This window comes from Micrococcales bacterium, assembly GCA_016703125.1.
Lineage (GTDB): Bacteria > Actinomycetota > Actinomycetes > S36-B12 > UBA10799 > JADKAV01.
Genome location: JADJCR010000001.1, coordinates 173,776 through 187,398 on the forward strand (window position 1 = coordinate 173,776; position 13,623 = coordinate 187,398).

Annotated in this window: 13 protein-coding genes and 1 pseudogene; 8 read left to right on the top strand and 6 right to left on the bottom strand. The window is 69.0% G+C overall.

Annotated elements, in window-relative coordinates:
• Nucleotides 1-6: 6 nt before the first annotated feature.
• The 3 genes and pseudogenes from IPG68_00855 to IPG68_00865 all read left to right on the top strand — a co-directional run bounded on the left by IPG68_00855 (nucleotide 7) and on the right by IPG68_00865 (nucleotide 2,405).
• Nucleotides 7-222 carry a ferrous iron transport protein A gene (locus IPG68_00855; GenBank protein ID MBK6761903.1) on the top strand — a complete coding sequence of 72 codons (216 nt, stop codon included), beginning with the start codon at nucleotides 7-9 and terminating at the stop codon, nucleotides 220-222.
• A pseudogene (gene feoB / locus IPG68_00860) lies at nucleotides 215-2,157 on the top strand (ferrous iron transport protein B). Before IPG68_00855 ends, feoB begins: the two are co-directional and overlap by 8 nt.
• A complete protein-coding gene (locus tag IPG68_00865; protein MBK6761904.1) occupies nucleotides 2,154-2,405 on the top strand; it encodes a MarR family transcriptional regulator in 252 nt (83 codons plus the stop codon). The pseudogene feoB and the gene IPG68_00865 overlap by 4 nt, the downstream one beginning before the upstream one ends.
• A gap of 2 nt (nucleotides 2,406-2,407) precedes the next feature.
• Here IPG68_00865 and IPG68_00870 read toward each other — a convergent pair whose 3' ends face one another.
• From IPG68_00870 to IPG68_00895, 6 genes are all read right to left on the bottom strand, one after another.
• Entirely contained in the window at nucleotides 2,408-3,256 is an 849-nt protein-coding gene (locus tag IPG68_00870) for a serine/threonine protein kinase (protein ID MBK6761905.1), read from the bottom strand.
• Nucleotides 3,253-3,825 carry a hypothetical protein gene (locus tag IPG68_00875; GenBank protein ID MBK6761906.1) on the bottom strand — a complete coding sequence of 191 codons (573 nt, stop codon included), beginning with the start codon at nucleotides 3,823-3,825 and terminating at the stop codon, nucleotides 3,253-3,255. Before IPG68_00875 ends, IPG68_00870 begins: the two co-directional genes overlap by 4 nt.
• Before the next feature lie 88 nt (nucleotides 3,826-3,913).
• On the bottom strand, nucleotides 3,914-4,993 hold the full coding sequence (locus IPG68_00880; GenBank protein ID MBK6761907.1) for a DUF2804 domain-containing protein: 1,080 nt from the start codon (nucleotides 4,991-4,993) through the stop codon (nucleotides 3,914-3,916).
• 21 nt (nucleotides 4,994-5,014) lie between these two features.
• Nucleotides 5,015-6,073, bottom strand: a complete 1,059-nt coding sequence (locus tag IPG68_00885; GenBank protein ID MBK6761908.1) for a thioesterase family protein — start codon at nucleotides 6,071-6,073, stop codon at nucleotides 5,015-5,017.
• A gap of 822 nt (nucleotides 6,074-6,895) precedes the next feature.
• Nucleotides 6,896-7,384 carry a sigma-70 family RNA polymerase sigma factor gene (locus IPG68_00890; protein MBK6761909.1) on the bottom strand — a complete coding sequence of 163 codons (489 nt, stop codon included), beginning with the start codon at nucleotides 7,382-7,384 and terminating at the stop codon, nucleotides 6,896-6,898.
• Nucleotides 7,385-7,560: 176 nt separating this feature from the next.
• Nucleotides 7,561-8,472 (bottom strand): cation transporter, encoded by a 912-nt coding sequence (locus tag IPG68_00895; protein MBK6761910.1) that lies wholly within the window; start codon nucleotides 8,470-8,472, stop codon nucleotides 7,561-7,563.
• A 114-nt stretch (nucleotides 8,473-8,586) separates the two neighbouring features.
• On the opposite strand from IPG68_00895, the gene frr reads away from it, so the two are divergent.
• Genes frr through IPG68_00920 form a run of 5 tightly spaced genes read left to right on the top strand, consistent with a single transcriptional unit; the run spans nucleotide 8,587 to nucleotide 13,500 of the window.
• Nucleotides 8,587-9,144 (top strand): ribosome recycling factor, encoded by a 558-nt coding sequence (gene frr / locus IPG68_00900; protein MBK6761911.1) that lies wholly within the window; start codon nucleotides 8,587-8,589, stop codon nucleotides 9,142-9,144.
• The gene (locus IPG68_00905; GenBank protein MBK6761912.1) at nucleotides 9,144-9,986 is read left to right on the top strand and encodes a phosphatidate cytidylyltransferase; all 843 of its coding nucleotides are present in this window, start codon (nucleotides 9,144-9,146) and stop codon (nucleotides 9,984-9,986) included. Before frr ends, IPG68_00905 begins: the two co-directional genes overlap by 1 nt.
• The gene (gene rlmN, locus IPG68_00910) at nucleotides 9,983-11,074 is read left to right on the top strand and encodes a 23S rRNA (adenine(2503)-C(2))-methyltransferase RlmN (GenBank protein ID MBK6761913.1); all 1,092 of its coding nucleotides are present in this window, start codon (nucleotides 9,983-9,985) and stop codon (nucleotides 11,072-11,074) included. The genes IPG68_00905 and rlmN overlap by 4 nt, the downstream gene beginning before the upstream one ends.
• Entirely contained in the window at nucleotides 11,075-12,226 is a 1,152-nt protein-coding gene (locus IPG68_00915) for a 1-deoxy-D-xylulose-5-phosphate reductoisomerase (protein MBK6761914.1), read from the top strand.
• Entirely contained in the window at nucleotides 12,223-13,500 is a 1,278-nt protein-coding gene (locus tag IPG68_00920) for a site-2 protease family protein (GenBank protein MBK6761915.1), read from the top strand. The genes IPG68_00915 and IPG68_00920 overlap by 4 nt, the downstream gene beginning before the upstream one ends.
• Nucleotides 13,501-13,623 lie beyond the last annotated feature (123 nt).

Consider the following 13,623-nt stretch of genomic DNA (forward strand, 5'->3'; position numbering starts at 1 on the left):
GCAAGCCTGGCTGAGACCACCGGTTCCGCCACCGTCAAGTCGGTGGGTGCGGATCCGGCGGTGCGTCGCAGACTGGCGGAGATGGGCATCCGTCCGGGGGCTACGGTGCGTGTGATGTACCGCACCACAGGAGGCGGCAGGGTCGTGTCCGTGGGCGGTGCCCGGGTGGCTCTCGACCGCGAACTCTCGGCGGCGGTCACGCTGGACGCCACCGATGAGTGATTCCGTCAGTTCCGTCTCGTGCCACTCCGATGCCGCCGGCCCCCTGGCGTCCGCCGGCGCCCCCGTCGTCGCGCTGGTCGGGGCGCCGAACGTGGGCAAGTCCACACTGTTCAACAGCGTCACCGGGGCGCGCCGCAGCGTCGGCAACTGGCCCGGTACCACCGTCGAAGTGGGGCGGGCCGCGTGGTCGGTCCCCGGTCACGAGGTGGCCCTGATCGACCTGCCTGGCGCCTACGGCCTGGACCCCGCCTCACCCGATGAGCAGTTCACAGCCGCTCTACTGCAGCCGGTCGACCCAGCGGATGCCCCGGATCTGGTGGTGGTCGTGGTCGATGCCTCGCGGCTGGCACGCAGCCTGTACCTCGCGTCGCAGGTCCGGGAGGACCCCCGCCGGGTGGTGATCGCGCTCACGATGTCGGACGTCGCCGCGCGCCGTGACATCGAGGTCGATGTGGCGCGACTGCAGGAGTCTCTGGGCGTGCCCGTGGTGCGCATGGACCCGCGCCACGGTGTCGGGGGAGCCGATCTGGCTCATGTGGTCGCCGATGTCCTGCAATCGCCGGTCCCGGCCGCTCGGGCGCGGGAAGCCCGCGAGGACGACGACCTGGCTCGCGCCGACGAGCGATTCGGGTGGGTGCAGGCGGCGATCGACGCAGCGACTGTGGTGCCGGGCCAGGAGCGTCACACGTGGTCCGACCGGATCGATCGCTGGGTCACCGCCCCGTGGATCGGCCCGGTGGTGTTCCTGGCGGTCATGTGGGGCGTCTTCCAACTCACCACCACGGCGGCGGCGCCGTTGCAGGAGGCGCTCGACACCCTCTTCGCCGGGCCGGTCAGTTCGGCGGCGGGAGCGCTGTTGAGCGCGGTCGGCCTGGGCGGCTCCTGGGTGGAGAGCTTCGTCATCGACGGGCTGATCGGCGGTGTCGGGATGCTGCTCACGTTCGTCCCGCTGATGGCGATCATGTTCGCACTGCTCGCGCTGCTGGAGGATTCCGGCTACATGGCGCGGGCAGCCGTCGTCACAGACCGGACCATGCGGTTCATCGGACTGCCGGGCAGGGCCTTCCTCCCGCTGATCGTCGGCTTCGGATGCAATGTCCCGGCGATCAGTGCCACGCGCGTCCTGCCCGACGCACGGCACCGGATCCTCACCGCGCTGCTCGTGCCGTTCACCTCGTGTTCGGCCCGGCTGGCGGTGTACGTCATGCTGGCGTCGACCTTCTTTCCCGACAGTGCCGGCAATGTGGTCTTCGCCATGTACGTCATCTCCATCGCGTTCGTCGTGGTGGTCGGCATGGCCCTGAAGCGAACGCTGTGGCGGACGATGGGCCGCGATCCGCTGCTGCTCGATCTGCCCGCCTATCAGTTGCCACACCTGCGCATCCTCGGAATCGTGACATGGGGCCGGCTCAAGGGATTCCTGAGGACGGCCTCGGGAATCATCGTGGCAACGGTCGCGGCTGTGTGGTTGCTGCAGTCGATACCGGTCGGCGGGCAGGGCTCCTTCGCCGACGTGCCCGGCCAGGACAGTGCCTACGCCGCGGCGGCCGAAGGGATCGCTCCGGTCTTCTCACCCGCGGGATTCGGGAACTGGGAAGCTGTGGGCGCGCTGACCGTCGGGTTCGTAGCCAAAGAGGCAGTCATCTCGTCGTGGGCGCAGACGTATGCGGTGGCAGAGCCCGGGGATCTGCGAAGCCCGGGGATCTGGGCAACGCGGTGGCCGCGGACTTCGAGCAGTCATCCCAAGGGCACACCACAGCGGCGGTTTGGGCCTTCCTGGTGTTCCTGCTGGCCTACACCCCGTGTGTGGCCACGCTGGCCACCCAGTGGCGGGAGATCGGCCGGCGCTGGACCTTGTTCGGCATTGCCCTTCAGCTGTCCGTCGCCTGGGTCGTCGCCGTGGCGGTCTTCCAGATCGGACGGCTGATCACATGAGCCGGGGACCCTTGCGCGACGTCCTCGACAGCGTGGACCGCGGTGCGCTGACTGTCGCCGAGATCGTCGACCGCACAGCCCTTCCCCGTGAGACTGTGCAGGCCGCGCTCGAACAGCTTCAGCGACTCGGGCACCTCGCGGCGGAGGCGATGCCCGCAGGTTGCCCGCCGACCGGCTGCGGCTCTTGCGCCGTCACGTGCGGAGAACGCTCCGGGCCGGTGCTCATCGGATTGAGCCGGCGGCGCTGAGGTCACCGCGCCCGCGGACGGAAGAAGCCGACTTTGGGCGCCGGGAGTGCCTCGCGCACGGCTCCGAAGGCGATGAACAGGTCGCCCGGCGTGGGCCGGTCCCCAGGATCTGCGGACAGACAGGCCATGATCGGGTCAGCCAGTGCCGCATCGACGGCCTCGGGCATCCGCGCCGGCAGAGCCTCGGTCGCCGGCTGATCCCCGTACGGTCGGCTCCCGCACACGGCTTCGTACAACGTCACGCCGAGCCCCCACACATCACTGGCTGGTCCCGGCACCCCACTGCGGGGCGGGTCGCACTGCTCGGGTGCCATGTAGCGGTCCGTGCCTACGACGTGGTCGAGGTGGGCGGCAGCCTCGGTGGAACGGGCGACGCTGAGATCGATCAGCCGGGGCGCAGCGTCCATGATGATGTTGCTCGGCTTCACGTCGAGGTGGACCACCTCACAGGCATGCAGGTAGTGCAGCGCGGAGGAGAGGTCGACCGCGAGGGCGACCAGCTGCTCGGTGGCCAGGGGGCCGTGCTTGCGCAACAGCGTGGACAGTCTCGGCCCGGGGAGGTACTCCAGCGCGACGTACGGCTGAGCGCCGCCGGTGTCGGCGTGGAAGCCGCGCACGACGATCGGGTGGTTGAGACGCCCCAGCATCTCCACCTCGCGGCGCAGGCCGCGCAAGGCGCCGGAGTCGCCGACCACATCCGGCCTGAGCACCTTCACCACCACCGTGGCGAGCATCTGCACGTCGAATGCTTCGTAGGCCTCGTAGGCGCGACCACCACCGAGCAGTCTCACCACCTCGCACCGCTGGGCGACCAGGTCACCGCGATGGAATCGCCAGGATGATTCGCTCACCGGGTGTCGTTGCGCGACCTGTCGTTGGTGGAGTCCTTCGTCAGGTCGCGGGTCAGTCCGTTGCCGCCGTCGCGGGTCAGATCACGCGTGAGATCACCACGGCTTCGGTCCCGGTCCCGGGAGACCTTGCTGTAGTTGCTGCGGGTGTTGTCGTTGGTCTGCTTGCTCGCCCGGGTGTCGCCGACGGAGGCATCGTTGGTGCGGTTGTCGGACCAGTCCCGGGTGGGTCCGCCCGGACCATCATCGGTGAGGTCACGGGTGAGTCCGTCGCGGCTGCGGTCGTTGCCCCTGCTCACCGAGGTGACACGGCTGTTGGTGGCGTCCTGGCTGTCCGCCGCGCTGTTGTCCATGCTGGTGTCGTCGCCGTTGCTGTCGTCGTCGGTGTTGCCAGTGTCGTCGCCGGTGTCGTCGTCATCGTCGTCGTCATCGTCGAGGGCCACGGGTGCGTCCTGCCGAACCCAGCTGGCCAGGCCGTCGCCGGCCGCCGGGGAGACCAACAGGGCCCCCGCCGCCACCAAGCCACCAGCCAGCCCGATCAGGCTGATCCGTAAGCTATTCCCGATTTCCATGTCCAGCCTCCTCGTTCCTGAATTCGACTTTACGTGGCAGCAGGAGTCGGGTTCATGAACTGGGGATGAACGCGGTGTAAGGGCGCGCTTACCAGAGCACGTCCTGGTTCTCCACGACACCGGGCAGGCGTTCGATGTTCAGCGTGCGCCGTCCGATCCGGATGGTGCCGGTGAACTCGCCGACGGGCTGCAGGAAGCGGCTTCTCACCAGACGCAGGTCGAGGGACTCCCGATGCACCCCGATCGGCGTGAAGATCAGGTCGACCCTGCCGTCGGCCGTGCGGACCTGCCAGGGCTTCGCAGGCTCGTCGGGATCGAAGTCGATGGTGGCGTCCGGGTCGATCGCGACGAGCGTGCCGTCGTACCACACGGAGTTCTCCCGGGCCCGTCCCGCCAGACCCGAGAAGTCCGCTGACAGGTTCAGGCCCACGGTCTTGCCCGTGGCCAGTCGCCCGGTCAGATAGGCCCACCGCCAGTGGGTGTGGCGGGGGAGGTGCCCACTGGTGAAGTCGAATCCGCCGATGGCATCGGTGAAGTCGAAGGCGTGCAGCAGCCCACCCTGGCGGACTGCGACCCTTCCGGAAACCGGCAGTGCTGCGTTCTTGCCGGTCGTAGAGACCATCGGGGGGGCGGTGTCGAGGTCGGAGATGACCGTCAGAGCCGGCGAGGCTGTGATGTCGAACTGCAGGTCCAGTTCGATGGCCGGCTTGCTGATGGCCGGCAGACCGACCGGTGAGCCGACCTTCGCACTCACTGACAGGACTCCGTCCTCGGTGCTCATGGTCACGTCGCTGCCGGGCATCCGGTAGCGGCTGCGGTGCCCCTCGCCGGGGTGGTCGTTCACCGCCACCATCGGCTTGGTGCCGCCGGGGCGGCTGACATCTGCCAGCAGGCGGCCGGTACGGCGGTCGGCGACGGTGAGGAACGTGGTGCCAGTCGGCCCGGCGTCGACGATGGCGGCGGTTACCAGCAGTTCCTTGTTCGCCGCGAATGTGTACATCCAGCGCTTGTGCCGAAGGAACTCCTCGACGTGCCGGCGACCGGGCATGCCCTGCAGCGCCGGGGGTCGCAGGGTGGTGCTCAGGCCGGTGTAGTCGCCGAATCGGGGTCCCCGGGGACCCACCACGGTGAACGGGGCGGAGTAGCGGATCGCGGTCGGCTGTGCCATGCCTCCACGGTAGTCCGCAACTCAGTCTCCCGGGTCGCGCACCAGCACTTCCTGTGCCACCGAGGCGATGAGGGTGCCATCCGGGCGGTGGAACTGCCCGGTGGCGAACCCGCGGCCGGTTGCGGACACGGGGCTGCTGGTGGCGAAGAGCAGCCACTCGTCGGCGCGGAATGGGGCGTGGAACCACATGCCGTGGTCGATGGAGGCGATCTGCAGATCCTGCGTCGCCTCGTACCCGCCGTGGTGGTCCAAGACCGTGCCGACCAACGTCAGGTCGGAGAAGTACGTGACCGCGCAGACATGGAACAACGACGCGTCCGGGAGCGGTTGATCGGCACGGACCCAAGCCATGCGATCGAACAGACCCATCGACAGGTCCCGAACCGTGTCGCGATCGATGTAGCGGACGTCCACGAAATCGCGCTGGGGCAGGCCGTCGTGCCGGGTGTAGGACTCCCGGTTGCGGATGCGGTACAGGATGTCGGTGCGGTCCAGCGTTTCCGGAGCCGGCACCAGCTGCAGCCAGTCATCTGCCGGAAGCGGGCTCGCCGTGTGACTCGGGCCGCGCTGGGGGTCGGCGTAGGACGCGGACATGGTGAAGATCGTCTTGCCGTACTGGACGGCGCGCACCCGGCGGGTGGAGAAGGACCGCCCGTCGCGGGGTCGATCGACCATGTAGACGATGTGATCGGTCGTGCTGCCCGCGCGCAGGAAATAGCCGTGCAGCGAGTGCACAACGCGGCCGGACTGCTCCACCGTGGTACCCGCGGCCACCAGTGCCTGCGCAGCCACCTGGCCACCGAAGGCCCGCGTCGGGGAGCCGGCGTGACACCAGCCGATGAAGATGTCCCGGTCGATGCGGTTGAGCGTGAGCCGTTCCAGGAAGTCACTGTTGACCGGTGGGGTATCGCCAAGATCGTGAACCGTCACGATTCGGAACGTACTACGCGCCGGTTGCAGCGCGCTTGCGGCGCATCGCCCACAGGCCGGCGATCGCCAGACCCGCCACCAGGGCCAGGCCGAGTGTCCAGCGCAGCGCGGCCTTCTCCGTCGCGGGCTGGCCGGCTGCGGCGGCCGCATCCGCCGGGGACATCAGCGCCACACTGACGCTGGCCATCTGCGTGGCACTGCGCAGTTCCCGCTGTTGTGCCCGCAGGGCATCCAGGTCGGCCTGTCGCTGGCTGATCGCCTCTTCCACCGCGATGACCTCGGAGACGCTCTGCGCGCGGTCCATGAGTGAGCGCAGTTGTGCCAGCGAGGTCTCCAGGGCCCGGACGCGGGCATCGGTGTCGGTCACCTCGGCAGTGACGTCCTGTGCGTTCTGCTCCAGGCGCACGACCTGGCCGGTCTCCCGGGCGGCTGCCAGCGCCTGTTCGTAGCGGTCGGCAGGAACCTGCACGGTGAGCCAGACGCCGGGACCGGTCGGATAGGGGATCGGCATTGCGCTGTCGGTCTGGATCGCTGTCTGACCGGAGCCCTCCGTCACGACGGTCTGGGAGACCACCTGGCCGCCGAGGCTCTCGACCGCCCGGAGGAACTGGTCGGCCGACGCGTTGGGGTCGGGCGTCCCGCTGAGGACCGAGGCGGTACGGATCATCGCCGGCTGCTGCGGGTCTGTTCGGTCCGCGCTGTCGGGGGCCTGTTCGGTCATGGCTTCGCTTTCCGGCGCGGCCTGTCCGGTCACCGTCAACGTGCTGTCTGACTGGCCCGCGGGTAGCAGTTGCGGGATGACGACGGTGCCCGCGAGGGCCACGGCGATGACCGCTGCTGCGGTGAGCAGCAGGGGCCGCAGCATCGGGCGCCGCCGGCGATCGGCCACCACCCGGCCGAGGACGTCCGGGGCCACCTGACCGGCCGCCGGGTCTGCTTGCGCCACCTGATCGCGCAGCTGCTCGTCGGTGATCATGATCCCACCTCCTCGTGACTGCCGTAGACCTCGCGCAGGCGGGCTTTGGCGCGGGACAACCGGGTGCGGGCGGCGCCCGGCGTGATCTCAAGCACGGCCGCGATCTCCTGCGGCTCGAGGCTTTCCCACGCCCAGAGGCGCAGAATCTCGGCATCCGGCTCGGGCAGCCTGTCCAACGCCGCCCGGACGTCCGGATCGGGCGCTGAGTCCTCGAGGTGCAAGGTGCTGACATTGCTCAGTCGGACTGCGAGCCGGTCGCGTCGCTGCCGGCCACGGATCACGTGGGCGATCACGTTTCCCGCCGTGCGGTACAGCCACGGGAGCGCGGGCTCCGGCACCGCCGTCCGGCGGCGCCACGCGACCGCGAAGGCCTCGACGAGCACGTCCTCGGCGTCCTCCGGGCTGCTGGTCCGGCGCAGGGCGTAGCGGTAGACGGCGTCACTGTGCTGCACGTACAGGTCGGTCAGCCATTGCCGGTCGTTCACACCTTCATGTTCCCGGCAGAGGGCTTGTCGTTACAGCCTGAGGGCGACCACCTTGCGATCCGGCTGCTCGCGTGAAGGCCGGAGAGTTGCGGACATCCGGGAGTGAAAGGCAGCGGGTTGGGTCGCTCCCCGTCGTCCGGGTCTCTCCCGGGGTTCGGCTGGAGAGCACGGCTCGCCTACTGGTGAGCACCATGCTCGTGCGCGCGATGGTCGGTCGGCTCCACCTGGAACGTGGTGTGGGTGATGTCGAAGCAATCCTCGGCGCATTTCTGCAACTGGTGCAACATCGACTCGGGCCCGCAGGCGTCGAGGGTGCCCCGGTCCACGACCACGTGGGCGGTCAGTGCCGGGACCCCGGACGTGATGGTCCACACGTGCACATCGTGGACATCGACGACGCCGGGCACCTCCGTGAGATGACCGCGCACCTCGGCCACGTCGAGGTCGGCCGGTGCGGCTTCCATGAGGATCCGCAAGGCATCGCGCAGGAGGCGCAGCGACCGCGGAAGGATCAGCCCCGCCACTGCCAGGCTGGCCACCGCGTCGGCGCGGTCCCAACCGGTCAGCACGATGATGCCCGCCGCAGCCACCACCGCCGCGGAACCGAGCATGTCGCCGAGCACCTCGAGGTAGGCGCCCCGCACGTTGATGGACTCGTCCTTGCCGGCGGTCAGGATACGCAGCGAGACGAGGTTGGCGATCAGGCCGATCACCGCCACGGCGAGCATGAGCCCTGCCTCGACCGGCTCCGGGTTGACGAGTCGGCGCACGGCTTCCACAGCCACGTAGAGCCCCACCCCGATCAACAGTAGGGCGTTGGCGGCTGCGGCGACGACCTCGAGGCGTTGCCATCCGAAGGTGCGGCCCAACGTTGGGGGACGTTGGGCCATGGTCGCCGCGACCAGCGCGAAGGCCACCCCGAACATGTCGGTGAACACATGACCGGCATCGGCCAACAGTGCGATGGAACCGGTCACCACCGCGCCGACCAGTTCCATCACGAACACCGCGGCCGCGATCGCAAGGGCGATCGCCAGGCGACCGCGGTGCTTGCCGCCGGCGGTGAGCGCGCCGTGATCGTGTGCCACGCGCCAAGTGTGGCGCAGCGCCACTCGGTCGGGTACCCCTGGTGCCGACCGTGATCGGCCGCTGGGCGGCCTGAGGCAATAGGCTGGCCAATAGCCGATAGGAGGGCTGAAGCTGTGATCGACGACATCCTGCTCGAAGCAGAAGAGAAGATGGACAAGGCCATCGCCGTGGCGCGCGAGGACTTCGCGACGTTGCGCACGGGTCGCGTCAACCCGGCGATGTTCTCCAAGATCACCGTGGACTACTACGGCGCCCCGACACCGTTGAACCAGTTGGCGTCCTTCCACGCCGCCGACGCGCGCATGATGCTCATCACGCCCTTCGACCGCAACTCCATCCATTCCGTGGAGAAGGCGATCCGGGACTCCGACCTCGGTGTGAACCCTGCCACGGACGGCAATGTGGTCCGGGTCGTCCTCCCGCAACTCACGGAGGAACGGCGCAGGGAGTACATCAAGGTGGCCAAGCAGAAGGCCGAAGACGCCCGGGTGAGCATCCGCAACATCCGCCGTCAGGCCAAGGAAGCACTGGAGAAGATGAAGAAGGACGGAGACGTCGGCGAGGATGATGTGAAGCGGGGCCTGGCCCACCTGGAGGAGATCACCCACCAGGAAGTCGCGCACGTCGACGAGATCCTGAAGCACAAAGAGGAAGAACTGCTCGAGGTCTGATGGGCAGCGCCGAAGCGGCCCCGGTCGAGCCGCCCCCCAGCCGTGCTGGGCGCAACCTCCCCGTGGCGATCGCCGTCGGGGTCGGTCTGGCCGCTCTGGTCATCGCTTCGGTGGCGTTCTACAAGTACCTGTTCGTGCTGCTCGTCACCGCCGCGATCCTCATCGCGGTGTGGGAGTTGTACAACGCCTTCTTGCACAACGGCATCAAACTCGCGCGCAGCCCCCTGTACATCGTGGTGCTGGTCAGTCCGACTCTGGCCTACCTGTACGGGGTCGAGGCCCACATGGTGGTCTTCGGCACCTTCGTGGTCGTGGCGCTCGCGTGGCGCATCCGGCGCGGCACCGACGGGTTCGTCAAGGATGCGACCGGTTCGCTGTTCGTAGGGTTCTACCTGCCGTTCATGGTCGGATTCGTGATGCTCATGCTGCGCGAGGATGACGGCGTCGCGCGGATCGTGGCGTTCATCGCTATCACGGTGTGCAACGACGTCGGCGGCTACTTCGCCGGGGTGCTGTTCGGCAAGCACCCCATCGCACCGCAGGTGAGCCCCAAGAAGTCCTGGGAGGGCTTCGCCGGCTCGCTCGTGTTCTCCGTCGCGGTGGCCATCCCGCTGTTCGCGGTGGCCTTCGGCGCACCGTGGTGGCAGGCGGCGATCTTCGGGGCCATCATGCCGATCACCGCTACCGCCGGAGACTTCATCGAGTCGGCGATCAAGCGCGACCTCGACGTCAAGGACATGTCCAACATCCTCCCCGGGCACGGGGGCCTGATGGACCGGCTCGATTCGCTCATCCCCAATGCCTTCGTGGCGTGGGCTCTGCTCGGGTGGTTCATCGGATGACCCTGCCGCTGGTGATGCAGGCACCACGCAGGGGCAAGCCACCCCGGCACCTGCTGGACCTCGACCTGCAGGAGCGCAAAGACGCCGTGACGGCCCTGGGCGGCGCCGCCTTCCGCGCGGTGCAACTGAGCCGGCAGGTGCTGGTGCGGCACGTGGACTCCGTGGAGCAGTGCACCGACCTCGGTCCCGCGGATCGGGAGCGCCTCGCACCGCTGCTGCCGTCGCTGCTGGACCCGGCGAAGGTCCTGACGTGTGACGACGACGCGACCCGCAAGACCCTGTGGCGCCTGCACGACCGGGCACTGGTGGAGTCGGTGCTCATGCGATACCCGAAGCGGATCACGCTGTGCCTGTCGTCGCAGGCCGGGTGTGGCATGGCCTGTCCGTTCTGCGCCACGGGCCAGGGTGGCCTGCAGCGCAACCTGAGCACCGCGGAGATCCTGGAGCAGGTCCGGGTGGCCGCCCGCGACGCCGAATCCGGCGTGCTGGGCCGGCCCGGGCGCCTGTCGAACGTGGTGTTCATGGGCATGGGAGAGCCCTTGGCCAACTACAACACGGTGATCGCGGCGGTCCGGCGGATGGTGGCCGAGCCGCCGGAAGGTTTCGGTATGAGCGCGCGCGGGATCACGGTGTCCACCGTGGGACTGGCGCCGCAGATCCGGCGGTTGGCTGACGAAGGAATACCGGTGACACTGGCCGTTTCACTGCACGCCCCGGATGACGAGTTGCGCAACACCCTGGTCCCGATCAACACCCGCTACGACGTGGCCGAGGTGCTGGACGCTGCCTGGATGTATGCGGACCGGACGCGGCGCCGGGTCAGTATCGAGTACGCCCTGATGAAGGACATCAACGACCAGGACTGGCGCGCCGACCTGCTCGGCGATCTGCTGCGCGGGCGGTTGGTCCACGTCAATGTGATCCCGCTGAACCCCACCCCCGGCAGCGTCTGGACGGCGTCCACCCCTGAGCGCGAGGAGTCCTTCGTGGCGCGGTTACAGGCCAGGGGGGTCGCGGTCACTGTGCGGGACACCCGCGGCCGTGAGATCGATGGGGCGTGCGGGCAGTTGGCAGCCACGGAGGCGTGAATGCGTGACCTCGTGATCCTCGGCAGCACCGGGTCGATCGGCACCCAGGCGCTCGACGTGGTGGCCCGCAATCCCGATCGCTTCCGGGTTGTGGGACTGGCCGCGGGTGGCGGCGACCCGGCGTTGCTGGCCGAACAGGTGCAGCGGTTCGGCGTCGCCCATGTGGCGGTCGCCGATGAAGCCGCCGCGGACCTGCTCGCCGCTACCGGCGCCACGGTTCACACCGGTCCGGATGCTGCTTCCGCGGTGGCCGGCCTGGGCGCACACACAGTGGTCAACGGGATCACCGGCGCCGTGGGGCTGCGGCCGACCCTGGCGGCGCTGGAGGCCGGCAGCGTCCTGGCCCTGGCGAACAAGGAATCGTTGATCATCGGCGGCGAGGTGGTCACCTCCGCCGCCCGCCCCGGGCAGATCGTGCCGGTCGACAGCGAGCACTCGGCCCTGGCCCAGTGCCTGCGGGCTGGGCGCAGCGACGAGGTCCGGCGGCTGCTCCTCACGGCCAGCGGCGGGCCCTTCCGGGGCCGCTCCCGCGACGAACTGGCCGGCGTCACCGTGGCGGAAGCGCTACGCCATCCGACCTGGGACATGGGTCCGGTCGTGACGATCAACTCCGCGACCCTGATGAACAAGGGACTGGAGGTGATCGAGGCCCACCTGCTGTTCGACATGCCGTTGGAGCGCATCCACGTCGTGGTGCACCCGCAGTCGATCGTGCACTCCATGGTGGAGTTCGTCGACGGCAGCACGATCGCCCAGGCCAGTCCACCGGACATGCGGCTGCCGATCGCGCTGGGGATGTCGTGGCCGGACCGCGTGCCGGAGGCGGCACCGGCGTGCGACTGGTCGGCGGCGGCCACCTGGGAGTTCTTCCCGCTGGACGACGAGGCCTTCCCGGCCGTCCGCTTGGCGGGCCGTGCTGCGCAGTACGGGGGCGTGGCACCGGCGGCCCTGAACGCCGCCAACGAAGAGGCGGTGGCAGCCTTCCGGGCCGGCCGCATCGGCTTCATCGCTATCAGCGAAACCGTCGCCCGCGTGATCGACGAGGTGACCTCTGGCGCATTCCTGGGGAACCGGGTGACACTGGAAGACGTCCTGGAAACGGATGCCTGGGCGCGGCGACGTGCCATGTCGATCATGGAGGAGGAGTCATGACCCTGGTCGGGATCCTGGCGCTGGTGGTCGCGCTGGCGGTGTCGATCGGGCTGCACGAACTCGGGCACATGATCCCCGCGAAGAAGTTCGGCGTGAAGGTCACCCAGTACATGATCGGCTTCGGTCCTACCCTCTGGTCGCGGCGCAAGGGTGACACCGAGTACGGCGTGAAGGGTGTCCCGCTGGGCGGTTACATCCGCATGATCGGCATGTTCCCCCCCGGACCCGACGGCCAGGTCAAGGCCGGCAGCACGGGCCGGTTGGGGACCTTGATCGAGCAGGCACGCGCGGAGTCGGCGGCTGAGATCGTCGAACCAGGTGACGACAAGCGCACGTTCTACCGGCTGTCCGCTCCCAAGAAGCTGGTCGTGATGCTCGGCGGGCCGGTCATGAACCTGCTGCTGGCGATCGTGCTGTTCACCATCGTCTTCGCCGGGTTCGGGACGCCGACGCCGACCACCACCGTGTCCACAGTCACCGCCTGCGTCCCCACCGCCACCGATCCGCAGGGCGAGTGCACGGCAGGCTCCGGCCAGCCGACGGGCGCGGCCGAGGCCGGGCTGCAGGCCGGGGACCGGATCGTGGCCTGGGACGGCGTTCCGGTCGCCGAGTGGCCGCAACTGAGCGAGGCGATCCGCTCATCTCAGACCGGCGGCCACGAGGTCACCGTCGTGCGCGATGGCCGCGAACTGACGGTCGAGGTCCCGTTGACAACTGTGGACGGCACTCTGCTGGGTGACTCGGCCCAGCCGCGGGGGTTCCTCGGCGTCTCGCCGGTGATCGAACTGCAGCCGTTGCCCCTCACGGCAGTGCCCGGTCAGATGTGGGACATCTCCGTGCGTTCCGCGCAGGCGCTCGCCTCGTTCCCGGCGAAGATGGTCGGCCTGACAGAGGCCGCGTTCACCGACCAGGCGCGCGATCCGGAGGGGCCGGTGGGAGTTGTCGGCGTTTCGCGGATCAGCGGTGAGGTGGCCTCGGCGGATGCCCCGCCGAGCTGGCGCATCGCCCAGTTCCTGGCGATCGTCGCCTCGCTGAACCTGTTCCTGTTCCTGTTCAACCTGCTGCCGATCCTGCCCCTGGACGGTGGTCACGTCGCCGGGGCACTGTTCGAGGGCGCGCGCCGGCAGGTGGCCCGCTGGCGGCACCGGCCCGACCCCGGGCCGGTGGACGTCGCCCGGATGCTGCCGGTGGCGTACACGGTGGCGGTGATCCTGATCGCGATGAGCGTGATCATCCTCTGGGCGGACATCGTCAAACCCATCCGCCTGGGGTAGCAGACGCGTTGGATGGGACTCGTGCAGTTGGTTGACGTTCAGCCGGCGACGGGCGTCAACCAACTGCACGGCACCCGGGCGTCAACCAACGCCGGCATCACCAGCCGGCGGGGGGCGCCCCCC

What these genes read in the sequence shown, in the direction of transcription:
- IPG68_00915 (MBK6761914.1), top strand. Translation starts at nt 11,075, where the DNA reads ATGCGTGACCTCGTGATCCTCGGCAGCACCGGGTCGATCGGCACCCAG.
- IPG68_00885 (MBK6761908.1), bottom strand. Translation starts at nt 6,073, where the DNA reads ATGCGGCCGCCGCAGCCGGCCAGCCCGCGACGGAGAAGGCCGCGCTGC.
- IPG68_00880 (MBK6761907.1), bottom strand. Translation starts at nt 4,993, where the DNA reads ATGGCACAGCCGACCGCGATCCGCTACTCCGCCCCGTTCACCGTGGTG.
- IPG68_00875 (MBK6761906.1), bottom strand. Translation starts at nt 3,825, where the DNA reads ATGGAAATCGGGAATAGCTTACGGATCAGCCTGATCGGGCTGGCTGGT.
- rlmN (MBK6761913.1), top strand. Translation starts at nt 9,983, where the DNA reads ATGACCCTGCCGCTGGTGATGCAGGCACCACGCAGGGGCAAGCCACCC.
- IPG68_00865 (MBK6761904.1), top strand. Translation starts at nt 2,154, where the DNA reads ATGAGCCGGGGACCCTTGCGCGACGTCCTCGACAGCGTGGACCGCGGT.
- IPG68_00905 (MBK6761912.1), top strand. Translation starts at nt 9,144, where the DNA reads ATGGGCAGCGCCGAAGCGGCCCCGGTCGAGCCGCCCCCCAGCCGTGCT.
- IPG68_00920 (MBK6761915.1), top strand. Translation starts at nt 12,223, where the DNA reads ATGACCCTGGTCGGGATCCTGGCGCTGGTGGTCGCGCTGGCGGTGTCG.